Raw genomic sequence first — 17,185 nt, forward strand, 5'->3', positions numbered from 1 at the left:
TGCCCGCGGAGCTCTGAGAAGTCGTATGGAGCTGCTCGACGACAGCATCGTGCCGGAGCGCGCGCGAGACGTCAAACAGGAGGCGCGGGAGTTCGCCGACGAGTACATCGCCCCGAACGCGGAGGCGTACTACGAGTCCGGCGAGTACCCGTGGGAAGTGCTCGAAGCGGGGATGGACGCCGGGCTCGTCGCCCAGGACATCGGCGAGGAGTACGGCGGGAAGGGGTTCGACCTGGCGCAGGTGCTGGCCATCGCGGAGGAGTTCTACCGCGCCGACGCCGGCATCGCGCTCACGCTCCAGCTCGCCAGCTTCGGCGCCGAGATGGTCGAGGATTACGGGACCGAGGAACAGAAGGAGAAGTACCTCCGCCCGGTCGCCGAGAACGACCAGATCTCCGGGCTCGCGGTCTCCGAGCCGCAGACCGGCTCCGACCTGGCGGGCATGACGACGAAGGCCGAGAAGGTCGAGGGCGGCTACGAACTGACCGGCGAGAAGTACTGGGTCGGCAACGCTGTCGAGGCCGACTGGCTGACCGTCTACGCGAAGACCGGCGAGAGCGACGACCGCTACTCCAACTACACGCTGTTCATCGTCGAGACCGACTCCGACGGCTACGAGGCCGAGCACATCCCGGAGAAGATGGGGATGCGCGCGTCCAAGCAGGGCCACATCGTCTTCGATGACTGCTTCGTGCCCGAGGAGAACGTCGTCGGCAGCGAGGGCGGCGGCTTCTACGTGCTCGCGGACTTCTTCAACCACGGCCGCGTCATCGTCGGGGGGCACGGGCTCGGGCTCGCCGCCGCCGCCATCGAGGAGGCGGAGGCGTTCATCGACGAGCGCGAGGCGTTCGGCCGCACCATCGACGACTTCCAGGCCGTCCAGCACACCATCTCGGACATGCGGATCGGGTTCGAGTCGGCGCGGGCGCTCAACTGGCGCGCCTGCGAGAAGGTCGCGAACGGTGAGGACGCCGGCTACTGGGCCGCGCTGGCGAAGACCAAGTCGACGGAGGTCGCCACCGACTGCGCCGAGAAGGGCATGAAGCTCCACGGCGGCCGCTCGATCCTGACCGAGCGCCGGATCGCCCGCGTCTACCGCGACGTGCGCATCCCGGTGATCTACGAGGGCGCCAACGACATCCAGCGCAACCTCATCTACCGGCAGTCGCGATAGGCGGGTAGATCAGACGGTCGCCGCCAGCCACCGCAGGGCCTCGCCGCCGCCCGTCGCGAGCGGGTCGCCGTGTCCCACGCAGGCGACCTCGAACGACGGGGCGCGCGCCGCGAGGTCGCGCACGCTCGTCGCCACCGCGTCCGTGTCGTAGCTGATCAGCCAGCCGGATGGTTCGAGGTCGCCGTCCGACGCCGAGGCGAGGTCGCCGAGGAGGCCGACACCGAGTTCCCCGCTGGCGTACGCGACGTGACCCGGCGTGTGGCCGGGCGTGTGGTACGCCGTGAACGACCCGATCCGCTCGCCGTCGCGGACGCCGACGACGTCGAGGTCGGCGCGGTCCGTGACGAGCCCGCCGAGTCGCTGGATCAGGCCCTTGTGATTCCGGATCGACGGTGACCGCGACCCGCGAAGCAGCTGAGCGTCGAAGCCGTACGCGCGGACCGGCGCGTCGAGGTCGGGCGCGAGCGCCGCCAGCGTCCCGACGTGGTCGAGGTCGTAGTGGGTGAGCAGGACGCGGCCGACCTCCGAGACGGCGACGCCGGCCTCGTCGAGCCCGTCCCGGATCGCGGCCCCGTCCCACGGAGTCCCGGCGTCGACGAGCGTCGGCACGTCGTCGAAGACGAGGTACGCGTTGACGCCGCGACACTCGATCCGCCAGACGCCCTCGGCTATCTCGGTTGCCATGGCCTCCCGTACGGGAGCCGGATGCAAGAGCGCTCGCGTGCCGGATCGCGCCGCCGAGGTGGCGGGAGAGACATCGGGGCGCCGGGAAAGACATCGGGGCGCCGGGACGGGCGACGAAAACGCCAAGGCGCCGGGGCGACACCACGTGGTATGCGACTGGAGGACTACTGGGGGATCGGCCCAAAGACGAGCGAGCGGCTCACCGAGGCGCTCGGGACCGAACGGGCCGTCGAGGCGATCGAGTCGGCGGACGTCCGCGCGCTCGTCGACGCCGGCCTCCACCGCGGCCGCGCGACCCGCATCCTCCGCCGGGCGAACGGCGAGGCCAGGATGGACGTCCTCGCGACGGGCGACGCGCGCTCGGTGTACGACGACCTCCTCGGGCTCGCGGCCGACGCGGCGCTGACCGCGCACGCGGCCGACCGGATCAGGGTGATGACCCCCCTCCTCGACCGCGACGCCGTCGAGGAGCGGTTAGACCGGGTCGTCGCCGCCCGCGACGCGTGGGACGGCCTCGACGACGACGCGCGCGAGGCCGTCGCGGAGTCGTTCGCCGCCTACGACGAGGCGGACGGCTCCGACCTCGCCGCGGTCGAAACGGCGGTCGCGCTCCGCGAAACGGGGCTGACTGACGGCCCGTTCGCGGACGTGGGCGCGCTCGACGGCGACCGCCTGCGCGACGCGGCCGACGCGCTCGCCGACGTACGGGGCTCGATCGACCCCGCCGGCGACCTCGACGGCGACGACATCGAGGTCGCGGCCGGCGCCGACGCGGAGCTGGACCGGCTGCGCGAGCAGCTCGCGGCCGCGCGCGACCTCGCGGACTCCGCGTTCGACGTGCTCGAAACCGTCCGCGACGGGAGCCTCCGGGACTTCGAGGCGCTGGAGGCGGCGACGGTCGACCACGTCGCGCGCGAGACCGGCGTCGAGCCGGCGACGGTCCGGTCGGCGGCGCCCGACGAGGCGCTCGACGCGGCCGACTTCGTCTCCGGGACGCTGCGCGACCTCGTCGGCGAACTGGAGGCCGCCGTCGACGAGCGCGAGGCCGCGGTCGCGGCCGACATCCGCGAGCGGCTCGGCGACGAGTCGGGCGCCGACGAGGACACCGCGGTCGCCCGCGCCGCGACGGCGGTCTCGGACGCGGCGTTCCTGCTCTCGCTCGGGCGGTTCGCGGCCGAGAACGGGCACGTCCGACCGGCACTCGTCGACGACGGTATCGGCGTGCGCGGGGCGCGGAACCCCTTCCTCGGGGGCGACGTTCAGCCGGTCTCGTACGGCGTCGGCTCCCACTCGCTCGCGGGCGAGGCGGGCGTCGCGAGCGCGGACGCGCCGCCGACCGGCGACCGCGTGAGCGTCCTCACCGGAGCGAACTCCGGCGGGAAGACGACCCTTCTGGAGACGCTCTGTGCGGTCGCGCTGCTCGCGTCGATGGGGCTGCCCGTGCCCGCCGACGCGGCCGAGGTCGGGACGTTCGACCGGATCGTCTTCCATCGCCGGCACGCCTCCTTCAACGCCGGCGTGCTGGAGTCGACGCTGAAGTCGGTCGTCCCCCCGCTCGTCGCCGAGGGGCGGACGCTCATGCTCGTCGACGAGTTCGAGGCGATCACGGAGCCGGGCCGGGCCGCCGACCTGCTCAACGGCCTCGTCACGCTGACGGTCGACCGCGGCGCGCTCGGCGTCTACGTCACCCACCTCGCGGAAGACCTGAGCCCGCTGCCCGACGCCGCCCGGATCGACGGCATCTTCGCGGAGGGGCTGACGAACGACCTGGAGCTCCGCGTCGACTACCAGCCGCGGTTCGAGACGGTCGGGAAGTCCACGCCGGAGTTCATCGTCTCGCGGCTCGTCGCGAACGCCGGCGACCGCGGGGTCCGCGCGGGCTTCGAACACCTCGCCGGCGCGGTCGGCGAGGAGGCGGTCCAGCGAACGCTCTCGGACGCCGAGTGGGCGGCGAACGATGACTGACGACGAGGGGAGTCGGGGCGTGGGCCCCGACCGGATCCGGTCGGTCGCGGTCCACCGCGAGGACGTGGCGAACGCGCTCGAAGCGACGCTGCGGAGCGACCGCGAGGTCGTCCTCCGCGCGACGCCGCCCTTCTCGGGGCGGATGCGGGCCCGACTCCACGCGCTCGACGCGGGAGGCGGCGACGCGGACGCCGGCGACGGGGCTCCCGCGCCGCTCCACATCGACCCGCGCGCGCTGGTGGCCGAGGCGCCGCCGTACCCCGAGGTCGACGACACGGCGGCGGAACACCCCGACGCGGACCTCGCGGCGCGGCGGAAGCGACACGCCGAGGCGGTCGAGGACTGGCGCGAAACGGTGCGCGAACGCGTCGCCGAGACGGTCGAGATCGAGGTCGACGGCGAGACGCGCACCGTCGATGTCACCGCGCTAGGGTAGAAGGACTTCGCGGTCCGCGGCCTGACGCGGCCGCGACGCGCTACAGGCGGAGCCGCTCGACTGCGGTCCCCGCCGCCTCGAAGTCGTCGTCGGTCGCGGCCGCGACCACGACCGTGTCGGCGTCGGTGTCCGCGTCGAGGTCGACCTCGAACGCGCCGTCGGCGCCGGGGGAGACGAGCCGCGACGTCTGCCGCGTGTGAACTGCCACACGCTCGGCGTCCGTCTCACCGGCGATGACGACCGAATTTTCCACGAACTCGGCAGTGGCCGTCAGGTCGGGACCGGCCGGGCGGTCGCGGTCGACGTAGCGGTCGCGGACGACGGTCGGCGTCTCGACCGGCTCGCCCGCGTCGACGCCGTGCGCCAGCCGGACGAAGCCGGCCATCGACCACGCGAGGGGGGTCGCCCCCCCGGTGCCCTCGCCGAACTCCCAGCCGTACTTCGTCGGGTGCTCGCGGTCCCACACCTGCTCGGGGAGCATCAGCCCGGAGTTGCCGAAGCCAGCCATCGTCTCCAGCAGCGCCTCGGGTTCGAGCGCGTCCTCGTCGGTGCCGCCGAAGGCGTCGGGGCCGTCGCCGCGAGCGCGGAGCTCGTACTCCCCGCGCTCGCCGGTGAAGATGGGCCAGAGGCGGCCGCGGCCGTCGCCGGTCCCGGCCCACGGCGCGCCGGGGTCCCCCACTGCGATCTCGCCGTACGCGTCGCCGACGTAGCGGTACCAAGCGGCGCCGTGGGGGGTGTCGACGCGGATCGAATCGTCGACGACGGCGACGGAGTTCCGGACCACGGGGTCGTCGGCGGGCTTGATCCCCAGCCGGACGAGTTCGAGGAAGCCGCCGTCGACGATCTCGCGCTCGTCGTACGTCGGACCGTCGTTGGCGATCGTGCGCGGGCGACCGGACTCGGGGTCGCCGTCGGCCGTGATCCGGACGTAGTACGGGGTCCGCTCGTGGCGGTCGGTGCCGGTCGCGGTCGCGCACCAGTCCTCGACGCGGGCGGTCCAGTCGTCGGCGAGCGCGAGCCACGCGAGCGCGTCGGCGCGGAGCGACTCGGGCGACTCGGCCGCCCCGCTCCCCGCCTCCTCGGCCCCGTCGCGCCGGTCGGCCTCCGCGAGCGCGAGCGCGGCGCCGCAGACGAGACCCGCGATCTCGGCCGCGATGCTCGACGGCGAGTAGCCCGCCTCCTCCTCCCAGCGCTCCTGGGCGGTCTCGGGGCCGTTCTCGGCGATGTAATCGAGCGAGCGGGCGACCTGGTCGTAGGTGTAGTCCGCGTCCGCGAGGGTCACGCCGCGCTCGTACAGCTGCCACGCCATCACGGAAGGGAAGCCGATGTTGTCCATCTGCTCGCCGCCCCACCGGGTCCGCCCGTCGATGTAGGTGTTCTGCGGGAGGAAGCCGTCGTCGTCCTGCTGCGTGTTGTAGAGGTACGCCAGGGCGTCGGCGCCTCGTTCGAGGTCGTCCATCTCGATCAGCGCCGTGAACACCTGGTAGAGGTCCCGCGACCAGACGAAGTTGTAGCCGTAGCCGCGGTCCTCGGCGGCGTACTCGGTCTCGCCCCACGGGACCGAGGGGCTCGCGATCCCCGCGCCGTCGTGGGCCTTGTCCTCAACGGCCGCGAGCGTCATCAGCGCGAAGCGGTACTGCGCCGCGAGGCCGGGGTCGTCCGCGACCGAGTCGGGGAGCTCGCGGTCCGCGAGCCACGAGCGCCACGTCTCGGCGTACGCGTCCGCGGCGTCGTCGAAGCCGCGCGCGAGCGCCCCCTCGGCCTCGCCCAGCGCGGCCGCGGTGTCGGCGTCCTCGGCGAACCCGAGCGCGACCGTGTCGACGACGCGCTCGCCGCTGCCGACGAGGCCGGCCAAAACGACGTTGCCGACCGCCTCGGCCGACTCGTCGTCGCGCTCGCCGTCGCCGAACAGCGCGTCCGCCGCCTCGCCGCCGGCCGCGAGCGCGCTCGCCCAGTCGAACCTGTCGCCGCTCGCCAGCGCGAGCGCGGGGTCGAACGGCTCGCCCTCGTCGTCGACGAGCTTGCCCGGGTCGCGGTCGGGGTCGTCCTTGCGCGCGATCAGGTGCGCGCCGCGGTCGCCGTCGACGCGCTCGGCGCGGTCGTTCGTGCCGACGTTGGCGATGGTGACGTCCGCGAGCGCGTACACGTCGTACTCGCGGCTCCCCTCAAACCGCACGTCCGCGAGGATCGCCGTCCCGTCGGTGTCGACGGCGTACTCGACCCGGAGCGTCCAGGAGTGGCCGTGGCCGTCGCCGGTCTCGCGGATCCGCTGGACGTAGGCGAGCGCGTCGTCGGCCGCCGGCTCCGTCGTCCGCTCGATCGTCTCCGTCGCCGAGACGTGGCCCGTCTCGTCGAACGTGCGGATCGCGTACTCGGAGTCGGGGTCGGCGACGAGGAAGTCGAACGTGCGGACGTTCATCACGTCGATCCGCGGGAACCGCGCCTCGGTGAGCGCCCCCTCGGTGAGCGTGAACCACACCGGGACCGGGTCCTCGGCGTCGTAGTCGCCCGGCGTGCCGAGGCCGAACTTCCGGCCGGTCGTCCAGTGCGGACCCGTCTCGGGCCCGCTCTCGCGGTCGTGCGGGACCGGGAGCTCGCCGTGGCTCGCCAGCGTCACCGTCGCGTCGATGCGGAGCGCGTGCGACCACGCGATGGGCGTCGCGCTGTCGAGGTCGCCGTCGTCGAACGCCTGCTCCGCGAACAGCCCCGCCTCGTTGACGAAGGGGCCGTCCGGGCCGCACAGCTCGTACAGGTCGCGGGCGTCCGCGAACAGCGGGCCGGCGGCCCCGCCGCGCTCGTCGACGACGCCCGCGAGCGTCGCCGCGGCCGTCGCGCCCCACAGCGTCGCGATGGACCACACCTTCGCGGCGCCCTGTTCGGCCGTGCGCCAGTCGTCGCCGGTGAACCTGACGAGCCCCTCGACCGAGGCGGTCTCGCGCCGGAGCGCGTCGATCGTCTGCCGGACGTGCGTGTTGACCCGGTCGAGGAAGCGGTCGAACTCCGTCGTCGCGACCGAGTCGACGCCGGCGGGGCCGGAGCCGTCGGTGGCGGCCGCGGCGTCGCCCGGCGCGGCCTCGTCGTCGAGCAGGGCGGCGTACTCGGCGGCCGCCGTTGCGAGCGCGAAGGTGCTGGCGTCGGCGCGGGCGTCCTGCCCCTCGTCGCTTGCTCGCTGGAGGAACCGATCCGTGTCGGGGTTCCAGCGGGCGTCAAGGCCCGACAGCGCCGCGTCGGCGGCGGCGGCGGCGTCGGCGCGGAGCCCCTCGTCGACCGGCGCGCGAGCCACCGCGGCGAACGCCCGGAGGTACTCGGCGCCGGTGTGGGTGAACCGGCCGAGCGCGTTCTCCCAGCAGTTCTGACAGCGGCGGGGGAGCCCGTCGTCCTCGGTCGTCTCGAGGAGGAAGTCGACGGCGTCGGCGATCGTCTCGTCGATCCGGTCGCGCCACTCGGCGGGGAGGTCGGCCTCGCGGCGCAGCGTCGCGAGGAACGCGACGACCGTCGCGGGCTGGTCGAGCTGGTCGTTGGGGCCGGGCGTCGCGTTCGCGCCCTCGATCCGGGCGTTCGCCCACCCGGGCGCGACCTTCCCGGAGTCGGCCCACACCCGATGGGGCCACGAGCCGTCGGCGTCCTGCGTCCGGCAGAAGAAGCTCGCGGCCGCGAGCAACTCCTCGCCGGCGTCGAGGCCGAGCTCCTCGCTCGCGTCGAGCAGCGCGGTCGACACCGTGGCCTCGTCGCGGAACCAGGTGTAGCCGTAGCCCCCCGAGGTGGAGTAGAAGGGGTCGAACTCGGGCGCGGCGATCCGGGCGCCGGACTCCGCGGTGAGCAGGTCGAGCGCGCGGAGGTCGCTCGCGATCACCGAGCGGCGGGGGGCGTCCTCGGGCACGTTCGGACCGCGGCCGTCCGCGGCCTCGCGCAGGTCGTCGGCGTCGGGGTAGGCGGTCGCGATGTTCGAGACGGCCTCGATCCGGCGCTGGCGGTCGATGCCGTCGGTGAGGGCGTCCTTCGCGTCGTCGCCGGTGTCGCGCGCGTCGCGGCGGTCGACGACGGCGCGCCCGGCGAGGGTGACGCGCTCGGTGCGGCCGTCGCGCTCGAACGGGGCGCGGACGACGACGTCCGGGGTGAGTCGAGAGTCCTCGCGCCGGTCGATCTCGCCGCGGTGCGGGAACCCGTCGCCGCCCTCGCCGAGCAGCTCCGGGATCGTCCGCAGGCGCTGGCCGTGGGCGTTCGAGAGGCCCGTCGAGGCCGTGAGGAAGTCGTGTTCGGTGCGGTGGTACACCTCGACGACGCCGCCGTCCTCGGGGCCGGCGCCGTCGTGGACCATGTTGCCGACGCGGCCCTCGACCATGTCGGGCGAGAACGCGTAGGCGGCGACGAGCTCGGCGTCTGCCAGGGGCGAGCCGCGGAGTTCGACGTGGGTGAGGTGGGTGTCGCCCACCACCAGGTCGAACTGGTGGATGGTGTAGCGGCCGGCGTCGTACTCGGTCTCGACGAGCGGCGTGTCGCCGTCGTAGTGCTGGCGGGTCGTCTCGAGGTCGTCGAACCAGCGGACGCCGCGCCCGGCGGTTATCCCCGTCCGGAGGCGGTCGGCGCCGCCGACCTCGGAGAGGGAATACGAACAGTCGTGGACGGTCCCGTCCGGCCCCACGTGGACCAGTCGGCCGTCGTCGCCGGTGAACGCGCCGGCGGTCATCGAGTGCTCCGCCGGGTAGCGCTCTCCGCGCCGACGTTCGTGCTCCGTTAGGGCGGTACGCAGTCGCATACCCGCCCTGCGCCTGCCGGAGTAAAAGCCTTGACGACCGCGGCGGGTAACCGCGCGGCGGTCGGCGCCGCGGCGCGGTCACCGTCACAAGAGCAACACCGAAGGCCCCGGGGGTCGATGGCCGTCACATGCACCACCCCGGACCCCCGCGCTTCCTCGCGACCGGCGAGCGGACGGAGCTTGCACCGAGAGATCCGAACCCGGACGGCGCGTACGCGTGGCGCGTCGCCGACGCGCCGCCCGACAGCGAGTCGACCGTCGGCGACGGCCCCGTGACCGGATTCACCCCCGACGTGCCGGGGCGTTACCTGCTCGGCCTCGACGCCCCGGACGGCGACCACCTCCTCACCGTCCGCGCGTTCCCGGCGAGCTACGAGGGCGTCGACGTCGCGGGCGGGAGCGGGACCGCGATCCGCGACCGGGACGCGGACGACGGGCCGCGCGACTACGCCGCGCAGGGGCGACACGAGGGGGTCGGCCGGCCGCGGGTGCGGGTCGAAGCGAGCGTCGTGTTCGACGAGGAGCCGGGCGAGGAGGGCGAACACGCCGGGGAAGCGGTGTTCACCGCGGTCCCCTCGCCGAACCCGGAGTCCTCGCTCGACGCCGACGACCTGGCCGTGACGTTCGTCGTCGACGACCGCGACGTGGCCGACGCCGTCGCGGCGGGCCGCACGAACCCGCGGGACGCCCTCCGCGCGAGCGAGGGCGGCCGCGAGCTCCGCGTGCCGCTCGACGCGGTGCCGGACCGGCTCCGGGTACACGCGGTCGCGGTCGCGCGAGACCCGGGCGAGGACCCGCGCGTGAGCGTCGCCGACGCGGCGGCCGTCGAGCGCGCCGCGGGCGACCGGGCCGCGGCCGACGAGGCCGTGGGAAGCGAGGCCGTGCGGGTCCCGGACGCGCCCGACTTCGAGACGGTGCGGCTCAACGACCCGCCCGAGTGGACCCGCGAGGCCTCGGTCTACGAGGTGTTCGTCCGCACCTTCGCCGACGCCGACGAGGGCGAGGCGTTCGACGCCATCGCCGAGCGGATCCCGCGGATCGCCGACCTCGGCGTCGACACGCTGTGGCTCACCCCGGTCCTCGGCCACGACGGGAAGCCGCACGGCTACAACATCGTCGACTTCTTCGACACCGCCGAGGACCTCGGCGAGCGCGAGGACTTCGAGGCGCTCGTCGAGACCGCCCACGACCACGGCATGCGCGTGCTGTTCGACTTCGTCGCCAACCACACGGCGCGCGACCACGAGTGGTTCCAAGACGCCTACCGGAATCCGGCGTCGCCGTACCGCGACCGCTACGAGTGGCAGGAGTCGGGCGAGCCGGGCACGTACTTCGACTGGGAGCTGATCGCGAACCTCAACCACGCGAACCTCGACGTGCGACGGTTCCTGCTGGACGTGGTCGACGAGTGGGCGCCGCTCGTCGACGGGTTCCGCTGCGACATGGCGTGGGCGGTCCCCGACTCCTTCTGGCGGGAGCTCCGCGACCGCGTGAAGGACATCGACCGGGAGTTCCTCCTGATGGACGAGACGATCCCGTACATCCCGGGGTTCCACGAGGGGATGTTCGACGTCCACTTCGACGCGACGCTGTACTTCCAGCTCCGGCAGATCGGACGGGGGGCGGCGCCCGCGGAGTCGGTCCTCGACGCGGTCGGCCAGCGCGCCGAGATCGGGTTTCCGGACCACGCCGAGTTCCTCCAGTACATCGAGAACCACGACGAGACGCGCTACCGCGTCGAGTGCGGCGACGCGGCCGCGGCCGCCGCGGGCGCGGCGATCATGACGCTGCCGGGCGTCCCGATGGTGTACGCCGGCCAGGAGATCGGGCAGCGCGGGCGCCGTGACGCGATCGCGTGGGACCACGCGCGCGAGGAGGTCCGCGAGCGCTACGAGCGCCTCCTCGCGGTCCGCCGGGACCACCCCGCGCTCGGGCCGGACGGCGACCTCGCGCGCGTCGACTACCACGTCGCGAGCGGCAATCTCTCGGAGAAGCCGGTCGTCGCGAGCGGCGACGCCCACCCGGACGACGTGGTCGCGTTCCGGCGCCGCGACGGCGACGAGACGCTCCTCGTCGTCCTCAACTTCGCGCCGGCCGACGCGAGCGTCGCGTTCGACCTCGACCACGGGGAGCGCGATCTCGTCACCGGCGAGGACTGCCTCGTCGAGGACGGCGAGGGCACGGAGCGGGTCCGCGTCGACGAGGTGGCGGTGGTGCCGGTCTCGGAGCCATGAGCGGCGGTCGGGCGGCCGACCGCGGTCCGGACGGCCCGTCCGTCCTCCCGGACGAGACCGCCGCGCTGGTCGACGCCGCGCGGCGGGACCGGGCGTCGGCGGACGACCGGTTCGCGGCCGCGAGCGAGATCGCGCCCCGGCTCGGCGCGCACCCCATCCGGCCCGACGGCGCCGACCCGGCGACCGATCCCCCGGAGGGCGTCGCGTTCGGATTCTGGACGCCGGATCTCGTCGCGGACGGCGTCCCGGCCGAAGACGTGCGCCTGGAGGTATTCACTCCCGTCGACGACGGCGGCGACGGGTTCGCGGTCGATCCCGGCCGCGAAGACCTCCGGGAGGTCTCGTTCCGGATCGACCGGCTCCCGACGGAGCGCGACGGCGAGTTCCACTGGGTCGCCGTCGAGGGGCTCCCGGTCGGGACCGCCGACCGGCTCGGCGCGCTCTACCAGCTCGTCGCCCCGGAGCCAGACGGCGACGGATCGTACCGGACCGTCAGGGACCCGCTGGCTCGCTCGCTCCCGTTCGGGGCGTTCGCACCCGCCGAGGCGTACGACTGGCCGCGGCTCGACGCGACGCGGCCGGACCGCGACCACTTCGCCGCGCTCGGCACGGACGAGGAGTCGGTCCCGACCGACGAGGACGACGGCTTCCCGCGGGTCGAGCCCGCGACGAGCATGCTGGAGGTCCACCCCGGCACGTCGACCGAGTTCGGGTCGCTGCGCGCGCTCGCGGCGCGGTTCCGCGAGGTCGGCGACAAGCTGGAGCGCGGCGAACCGCTCGACCCGCACGAGCGCAACTACGCCGGCTACGACGCGGTCCAGCTGATGCCGGTCGAGCCGCTCACGCAGGCGTACGGCCGGCAGTGGTACTGGCGGCCGGGCGGCGCGGAAGGGGCGGCGGACGGCCCACCGCTGAACCGGGACGCCGACGCCGAGACCGCGACGGTCGGGGTGAAGCGGCCGGACCAGCGGAACTGGGGGTACGACGTGGTCGTGAGCGGCTTCGGCGCCGCGAACCCGGCGCTGCTGGAGACGGGCCGGCCCGACGAGCTCGTCGAGTTCATCGCCGCCTGCCACGCGATGCCGGACCCGATCCGGGTCGTCTTCGACGTGGCGCTCGGCCACGCCGACGAGGCGGCCGCCGAGCTGCTCCCGGACCCGTTCTTCGAGGGGCCCGGGATGTACGGGCTCCACCTCGACTACCGGCAGCCGGTTGTGCGAGCGATCCTCTTGGAGCTCCACCGGCGGAAGGCGAACTTCGGCGCGGACGGGATCCGGGTCGACGGCGCGCAGGACTTCACCTACCACGACGAGGAGACCGGCGAGCAGGTCCACGACGACGCGTTCCTCGACGCGTTGGACGGCGTGGTCCACGAGGTCGCGGGGACGGGCTACCGCCCGTGGATGATCTTCGAGGACGGTCGGCCCTGGCCGCGGGAGGACTGGGAGCTCGCCTCGACGTACCGCACCCTGATCGACCGACACCCCCACGCGTTCCAGTGGTCGCCGGTGACGTTCGCGCACAACAAGCCGGCGCTGCTCACCTTCTGGGCGACGAAGTGGTGGCGGATGCGCGAGGTCGGCGAGTTCGGAAGCCGGTGGATCACCGGCGTCGCCAACCACGACACGCTCCGCCGCGGTTCGCAGGTCGAGGTGACGGACGACTGGAGCGGCGAGCTGATCAACCCGTACCTCGCGGCCGACCCGCGCGGGACGATCCGGGAGGCGTACGACAGCCCCGCCGCGCTCGTCTGGTTCCACGTCGCGATGCCGGGCGTACCGATGGACTTTCTCCACGCCAACTACCGCGCGCCGTGGGGGTTCGTCCGCGACACCGACCCGACGTGGAACGTGAAGGTGGTCGCGGAGGAGGCGCCGTGGATCGACTGGCACGTCCCCGAGGGAGCGCTCGCGGACGCCGACGGCACCGGTGACGCGTTCCCGCGGCTTCGGGCGCTCGGCTTCGAGACGCGCGCCGACCTGAAGTCGGTCGCGACGACGCTGTCCGACCTCGTCGACGCGACCGACTACGACGTGGACCTGATCGCCGAGCTGTTGTCGGCGATGGGGACGCCGATGGACGCGGAGGAGGCCGGCAACGGGCTCGACGCGGACGACCTCCAGCGCTTCTCGTTCGCGTGGAGCGGCGACGTGAGCGAGTACCTCACGCTCGACCGGTGGGCGGACGAGCAGGACGGGGCCCGGACCGCGTTCGACCGCGCGGTCCGAGAGTTTCGGCAGGCGCGACCGTGGCTCCGCGACGACGTGGACCCGGACCGCGGGGAGGCGTTCGGCTACCGCCACCCGACCGAGGGAACCGTGGTGTACGAGGCGTGCCGGCGCGCACCGGACGGAGACGAGACGCTGCTCATCGCCTGTAACACGGAGGGGACGCCGGTCGAGGTCTCGCCGGCCGCCGTCCTCGCCGACCTCGGAGCGGAGCGCGCCGGCGGCCCCGGCGACGACGCGAGCGGCGAGTGGACTGTCGCGCTCGCGCCGCCCGACCTCGGCGTCGAGCCGGGTGACTCCGCCGGCTCGACGGCGTCGGTGACGCTGGAGACGGCGGACGCGGTCGTGTGGCGGCGGACGGAGTGACTGGCGGCCCGCCCGGGCTCCGAGGACCGTCCGGGCGAGCCCCGCCCGGTCACAACGCTTGAGTCGGTGGGGATCGCAGGGGGTCGTATGCGATTCGACCGCTCCGACGCCGTCTTCTGTCACGTCACCTCGCTGCCGGGGGCGTACGGGATCGGCGACCTCGGCGAGGGCGCGCGCGACTTCCTCTCGTTCCTCGGCGAGGCCGGCGTCGACCACTGGCAGATCTGTCCGTTCGGGCCGACGCTCTCCGTTGCCGGGGAGTCGCCGTACCAGTCGCCGTCGGCGTTCGCCGGCAACCCGCTGTTCGTCGACCCCGACGGGCTCGTCGCGGACGGGTGGCTCGACGAGAGTGACCTCGAACCGGTGCCCGACTTCCCGACCGGCCGCGTCGATTACGACGCGGTCCGCGAGTACAAGCTCCCGCTGTTGCGGACCGCCTTCGGCCGGTTCGAGGAGCGGGCGACCGAGGCGGACCGCGCCGCCCTCGACGAGTTCCGCGAGCGCGAGCCGTGGCTCGCCGACTACGCGCTGTTCCGCGCGCTCTCCGACGCGCGCCCGGAGGACGTCTGGACCGACTGGCCCGCCCCGCTGCGGACGCGCGACCCCGAGGCGCTGGCCGACGCGCGCGACGAGCACGCCCGGGAGATCCGGTTCCGGGAGTTCGTCCAGTGGACGTTCGACCGCCAGTGGCGCGACCTGCGGGCGGTCGCGGCCGATGAGGGGGTGTCGATCGTCGGCGACGTGCCCATCTACGTCGCGCTCGACTCCGCCGACGTGTGGGCGAGCCCGGAGGCGTTCCGGCTCGACGAGGGGAACCGCCCGACGGCGGTCGCGGGCGTCCCGCCCAACGCGGGCGACGACGGGCAGCGGTGGGGGAACCCGCTGTACGACTGGGAGCACCTCGCCGAGTCGGGGTACGACTGGTGGCTCGACCGGTTCCGTCGGCTGTTCGAGCTCGCGGACGTGGCGCGGCTCGACCACTTCCTCGGGTTCGCGAAGTACTGGGCGATCCCGGCCGACAGCGACGACCCCGCGGACGGCGAGTGGCGCGACGGGCCGGGGCGCGACCTGTTCGAGACGGTGGAGCGCGAACTGGGCGAGGCCCCCTTCATCGCGGAGGACCTCGGATTCGAGGAGCCGGCGATGGAGGAGCTGATGGCGGAGTTCGGCTTCCCGGGAATGCGCGTCCCGCAGTACGCCGACTGGTGTGCGGAGGGGAACCAGTACCAGCCGATGCACTACGGCGAGGGCGTCGTCGGCTACACCTCGACGCACGACACGGACACCTGGGTCGGCTACTTCGAGGACCTCCCGGCCGAGCAGCGCGACTGCTTCCGGTACAACGTCGGGTCCGAGCCCGGGGAGTCGCCCGAGTGGGCGATCATCGACGCTGTGTGGGGGTCGGACGCGATCCTCGCGGTGACGACGCTCCAGGACCTGCTCGGGCTCGGCAGCGACGCGCGGTTCAACGAGCCCGGCACGATGGCCGGCAACTGGGAGTGGCGCGTCACCCGCGACGCGCTCGACGACGAGACAGCGGCCCGGCTCCGGGAGCTGGGCGGGCGACACGTCCGGTAGCCCGTGACGGGGATCCTCCCCGACGCGCCGGTCGTCCACGTCCTCGTGATCGCCGCGGCGACCGGGCTGATCTGGGTCGGGAGCGGCTGGCTGGAGGAGGCCGCCGAGACCCTCGCCGGCTACTACGGGCTGCCGGCCGTCGTGCAGGGGTCGGTCGTGGTCGCGGTCGGGTCGAGCTTCCCGGAACTCGTGAGCGTGCTCGTCACCGCTTTCACCGGCGTCTTCGACATGGGCGTCGGGGCGCTCGTCGGGTCGGCCATCTTCAACGTCCTCGTGATCCCCGCGGTCGCCGGCCTCGGGACAGAGTCGGACCTGGAGGCCAACCGGGCGATCGTGTACAAGGAGGCGCAGTTCTACATGCTCGCCGTCTCGGCGCTGGTCGTGACGTTCGCGCTCGCGGTCATCTACTTCCCGGTGTCGACGGAGCCGATCGTCGGCGAGCTGCCGCGCTCGCTCGCGGCCATCCCGCTCGGGCTGTACGTGCTCTACCTGTTCATCCAGTATCAAGACGTCGACGACGCGGCGGCGGAGCGCGTGCGCGACGGGGTCGACCTCCGGCGGGAGTGGGCGAAGCTGGCGGCCGGCCTCGGGCTCATCGTCGTCACGGTCGAGCGGCTCGTCGCGTCGGTCGAGTCGCTCGGCGCCACCTTCGGCGTCCCGGAGTTCCTCGCCGGCGTCACGGTCGTCGCGGCGGCGACGAGCCTGCCGGACGCGCTGGTGAGCGTCCGGACGGCGCGCGACGACCGCGGCGCGACGAGCCTCGGCAACGTCCTCGGGTCCAACACCTTCGACCTGCTCGTCGCGATCCCGCTCGGCGTGCTGATCGTCGGCGCGGTCGAGGTGAACTTCTCGACGGCGGTGCCGATGTTCGGCGTCCTGACGGCCGCGACCGTCCTCCTGTTCGTGACGCTTCGGACGGAGCTCGCGCTCGGGGAGCGCGAGTCGTACGCGCTGCTCGCGGCCTACGCGCTGTTCGTCGCGTGGGTCGTCGCCGAGACGGTCGGTGCGACGAGCGTGCTGAAGGGCGTGTGAGGTCCGGCGCGGGCGGTCACGCGACGACCGTCGCCGGACGGCGATGCCTCAGTAGGAGTTTCGGCCGATGATGAGGTACAGCAGGAGGCCGAGGATCGGCGCGAAGAACACCACGAGCGCCCAGAGCACGGGCGGGTGATCGCTCCGCGACTGCGCGTCCGAGTACGTCCACACGATCATCGCCAGGTGGACGACGAGGAACACGAGGCTGATCAGCAGGGCGATCCCGGCGGCCGCACCCTGGAGGAGCAACGGGGACATGCCATCTTATGTACGAACGGGCCCCGACAAGTGCTTTCGGATCCGCGCCCGGCGAAACCGCTTTTCGCGTCGAGTGCGAACCGTTCGCATGGTGAACGCGGTGCGCGCGCTCGGCGCCGCGATCGAGTGCCTCGGCGTCGGCGTCCTGCTCGCGCGGTGGCGAGCGGCCGGCGACGAGGTCCGGGCCGGCCCGTTCGCGGTCGGCTTCGCGGCCGGCTACCTCTATCGGCATTCGCGGACGATCGCCGGCTGTCGGCGGCTCCGGGGCGGACCGGGGCGGACCGTCGGCGTCGCGCTGGCGTGGGCGGCGCTCGGGGTCGCCGTCGCGCGCTCGCTCGACGGCCCGGCGGCGAAGCGCTCGTTCGCCGCCGGTCTCGGAGCGGGGTCGGCGGGCTACTGGCTCGCGCGGCGGAACGAGTGACGGCGCGGCGCCGGCGACGAGCGGTCGTGCCGCCGAGCGCCCGGCCGGAG

General features: G+C 73.6%; 11 protein-coding genes. 8 read left to right on the forward strand and 3 right to left on the reverse strand.

Annotated features, from left to right (window positions below; translation table 11 throughout):
• Nucleotides 1-25 precede the first annotated feature (25 nt).
• Nucleotides 26-1,174: an acyl-CoA dehydrogenase family protein gene (locus EXE50_RS16055; protein WP_121599585.1), complete on the forward strand. Its 1,149-nt coding sequence runs from the start codon at nucleotides 26-28 to the stop codon at nucleotides 1,172-1,174.
• 9 nt (nucleotides 1,175-1,183) lie between these two features.
• Here the strand turns inward: EXE50_RS16055 and EXE50_RS16060 are convergent, their stop codons facing one another.
• A complete protein-coding gene (locus EXE50_RS16060; protein ID WP_137705552.1) occupies nucleotides 1,184-1,858 on the reverse strand; it encodes an MBL fold metallo-hydrolase in 675 nt (224 codons plus the stop codon).
• A 150-nt stretch (nucleotides 1,859-2,008) separates the two neighbouring features.
• On the opposite strand from EXE50_RS16060, the gene EXE50_RS16065 reads away from it, so the two are divergent.
• Both EXE50_RS16065 and EXE50_RS16070 read left to right on the forward strand, forming a co-directional pair.
• The gene (locus EXE50_RS16065) at nucleotides 2,009-3,823 is read left to right on the forward strand and encodes a DNA mismatch repair protein (RefSeq protein ID WP_137705553.1); all 1,815 of its coding nucleotides are present in this window, start codon (nucleotides 2,009-2,011) and stop codon (nucleotides 3,821-3,823) included.
• A complete protein-coding gene (locus EXE50_RS16070; protein ID WP_053771468.1) occupies nucleotides 3,816-4,259 on the forward strand; it encodes a hypothetical protein in 444 nt (147 codons plus the stop codon). The genes EXE50_RS16065 and EXE50_RS16070 overlap by 8 nt, the downstream gene beginning before the upstream one ends.
• A 40-nt stretch (nucleotides 4,260-4,299) precedes the next feature.
• Here EXE50_RS16070 and EXE50_RS16075 read toward each other — a convergent pair whose 3' ends face one another.
• Entirely contained in the window at nucleotides 4,300-9,015 is a 4,716-nt protein-coding gene (locus EXE50_RS16075; protein ID WP_199241446.1) for a glycoside hydrolase family 15 protein, read from the reverse strand.
• A gap of 128 nt (nucleotides 9,016-9,143) precedes the next feature.
• Between EXE50_RS16075 and malA the strand changes: the two genes are divergently transcribed.
• The 4 genes from malA to EXE50_RS16095 all read left to right on the forward strand — a co-directional run bounded on the left by malA (nucleotide 9,144) and on the right by EXE50_RS16095 (nucleotide 16,453).
• The gene (malA, locus tag EXE50_RS16080; protein ID WP_053771469.1) at nucleotides 9,144-11,249 is read left to right on the forward strand and encodes an alpha-amylase MalA; all 2,106 of its coding nucleotides are present in this window, start codon (nucleotides 9,144-9,146) and stop codon (nucleotides 11,247-11,249) included.
• Nucleotides 11,246-13,843: a glucosylglycerol hydrolase gene (gene gghA / locus EXE50_RS16085; RefSeq protein WP_137705554.1), complete on the forward strand. Its 2,598-nt coding sequence runs from the start codon at nucleotides 11,246-11,248 to the stop codon at nucleotides 13,841-13,843. The genes malA and gghA overlap by 4 nt, the downstream gene beginning before the upstream one ends.
• A gap of 87 nt (nucleotides 13,844-13,930) precedes the next feature.
• The gene (gene malQ / locus EXE50_RS16090) at nucleotides 13,931-15,421 is read left to right on the forward strand and encodes a 4-alpha-glucanotransferase (protein WP_137705555.1); all 1,491 of its coding nucleotides are present in this window, start codon (nucleotides 13,931-13,933) and stop codon (nucleotides 15,419-15,421) included.
• A gap of 3 nt (nucleotides 15,422-15,424) precedes the next feature.
• Nucleotides 15,425-16,453, forward strand: coding sequence for a sodium:calcium antiporter (locus EXE50_RS16095; RefSeq protein WP_053771472.1), 1,029 nt, complete (start codon nucleotides 15,425-15,427; stop codon nucleotides 16,451-16,453).
• A gap of 48 nt (nucleotides 16,454-16,501) precedes the next feature.
• On the opposite strand, the gene EXE50_RS16100 is transcribed toward EXE50_RS16095, so the two are convergent.
• Nucleotides 16,502-16,714, reverse strand: a complete 213-nt coding sequence (locus EXE50_RS16100; protein ID WP_053771473.1) for a PLDc N-terminal domain-containing protein — start codon at nucleotides 16,712-16,714, stop codon at nucleotides 16,502-16,504.
• Nucleotides 16,715-16,802: 88 nt separating this feature from the next.
• On the opposite strand from EXE50_RS16100, the gene EXE50_RS16105 reads away from it, so the two are divergent.
• Nucleotides 16,803-17,135 (forward strand): hypothetical protein, encoded by a 333-nt coding sequence (locus EXE50_RS16105; protein ID WP_053771474.1) that lies wholly within the window; start codon nucleotides 16,803-16,805, stop codon nucleotides 17,133-17,135.
• Nucleotides 17,136-17,185: the final 50 nt, after the last annotated feature.

Origin of the sequence: Halorubrum sp. ARQ200 (assembly GCF_005435115.1) — an archaeon.
Taxonomy (GTDB): Archaea; Halobacteriota; Halobacteria; order Halobacteriales; family Haloferacaceae; genus Halorubrum; species Halorubrum tropicale.

Bases quoted from the DNA above. Each gene is read 5' to 3' on its own strand.
- EXE50_RS16060 (WP_137705552.1), bottom strand. From the start codon at position 1,858: ATGGCAACCGAGATAGCCGAGGGCGTCTGGCGGATCGAGTGTCGCGGC.
- EXE50_RS16070 (WP_053771468.1), top strand. From the start codon at position 3,816: ATGACTGACGACGAGGGGAGTCGGGGCGTGGGCCCCGACCGGATCCGG.
- EXE50_RS16105 (WP_053771474.1), top strand. From the start codon at position 16,803: ATGGTGAACGCGGTGCGCGCGCTCGGCGCCGCGATCGAGTGCCTCGGC.
- EXE50_RS16100 (WP_053771473.1), bottom strand. From the start codon at position 16,714: ATGTCCCCGTTGCTCCTCCAGGGTGCGGCCGCCGGGATCGCCCTGCTG.
- EXE50_RS16055 (WP_121599585.1), top strand. From the start codon at position 26: ATGGAGCTGCTCGACGACAGCATCGTGCCGGAGCGCGCGCGAGACGTC.
- malQ (WP_137705555.1), top strand. From the start codon at position 13,931: ATGCGATTCGACCGCTCCGACGCCGTCTTCTGTCACGTCACCTCGCTG.
- gghA (WP_137705554.1), top strand. From the start codon at position 11,246: ATGAGCGGCGGTCGGGCGGCCGACCGCGGTCCGGACGGCCCGTCCGTC.
- EXE50_RS16065 (WP_137705553.1), top strand. From the start codon at position 2,009: ATGCGACTGGAGGACTACTGGGGGATCGGCCCAAAGACGAGCGAGCGG.
- malA (WP_053771469.1), top strand. From the start codon at position 9,144: ATGCACCACCCCGGACCCCCGCGCTTCCTCGCGACCGGCGAGCGGACG.
- EXE50_RS16075 (WP_199241446.1), bottom strand. From the start codon at position 9,015: ATGCGACTGCGTACCGCCCTAACGGAGCACGAACGTCGGCGCGGAGAG.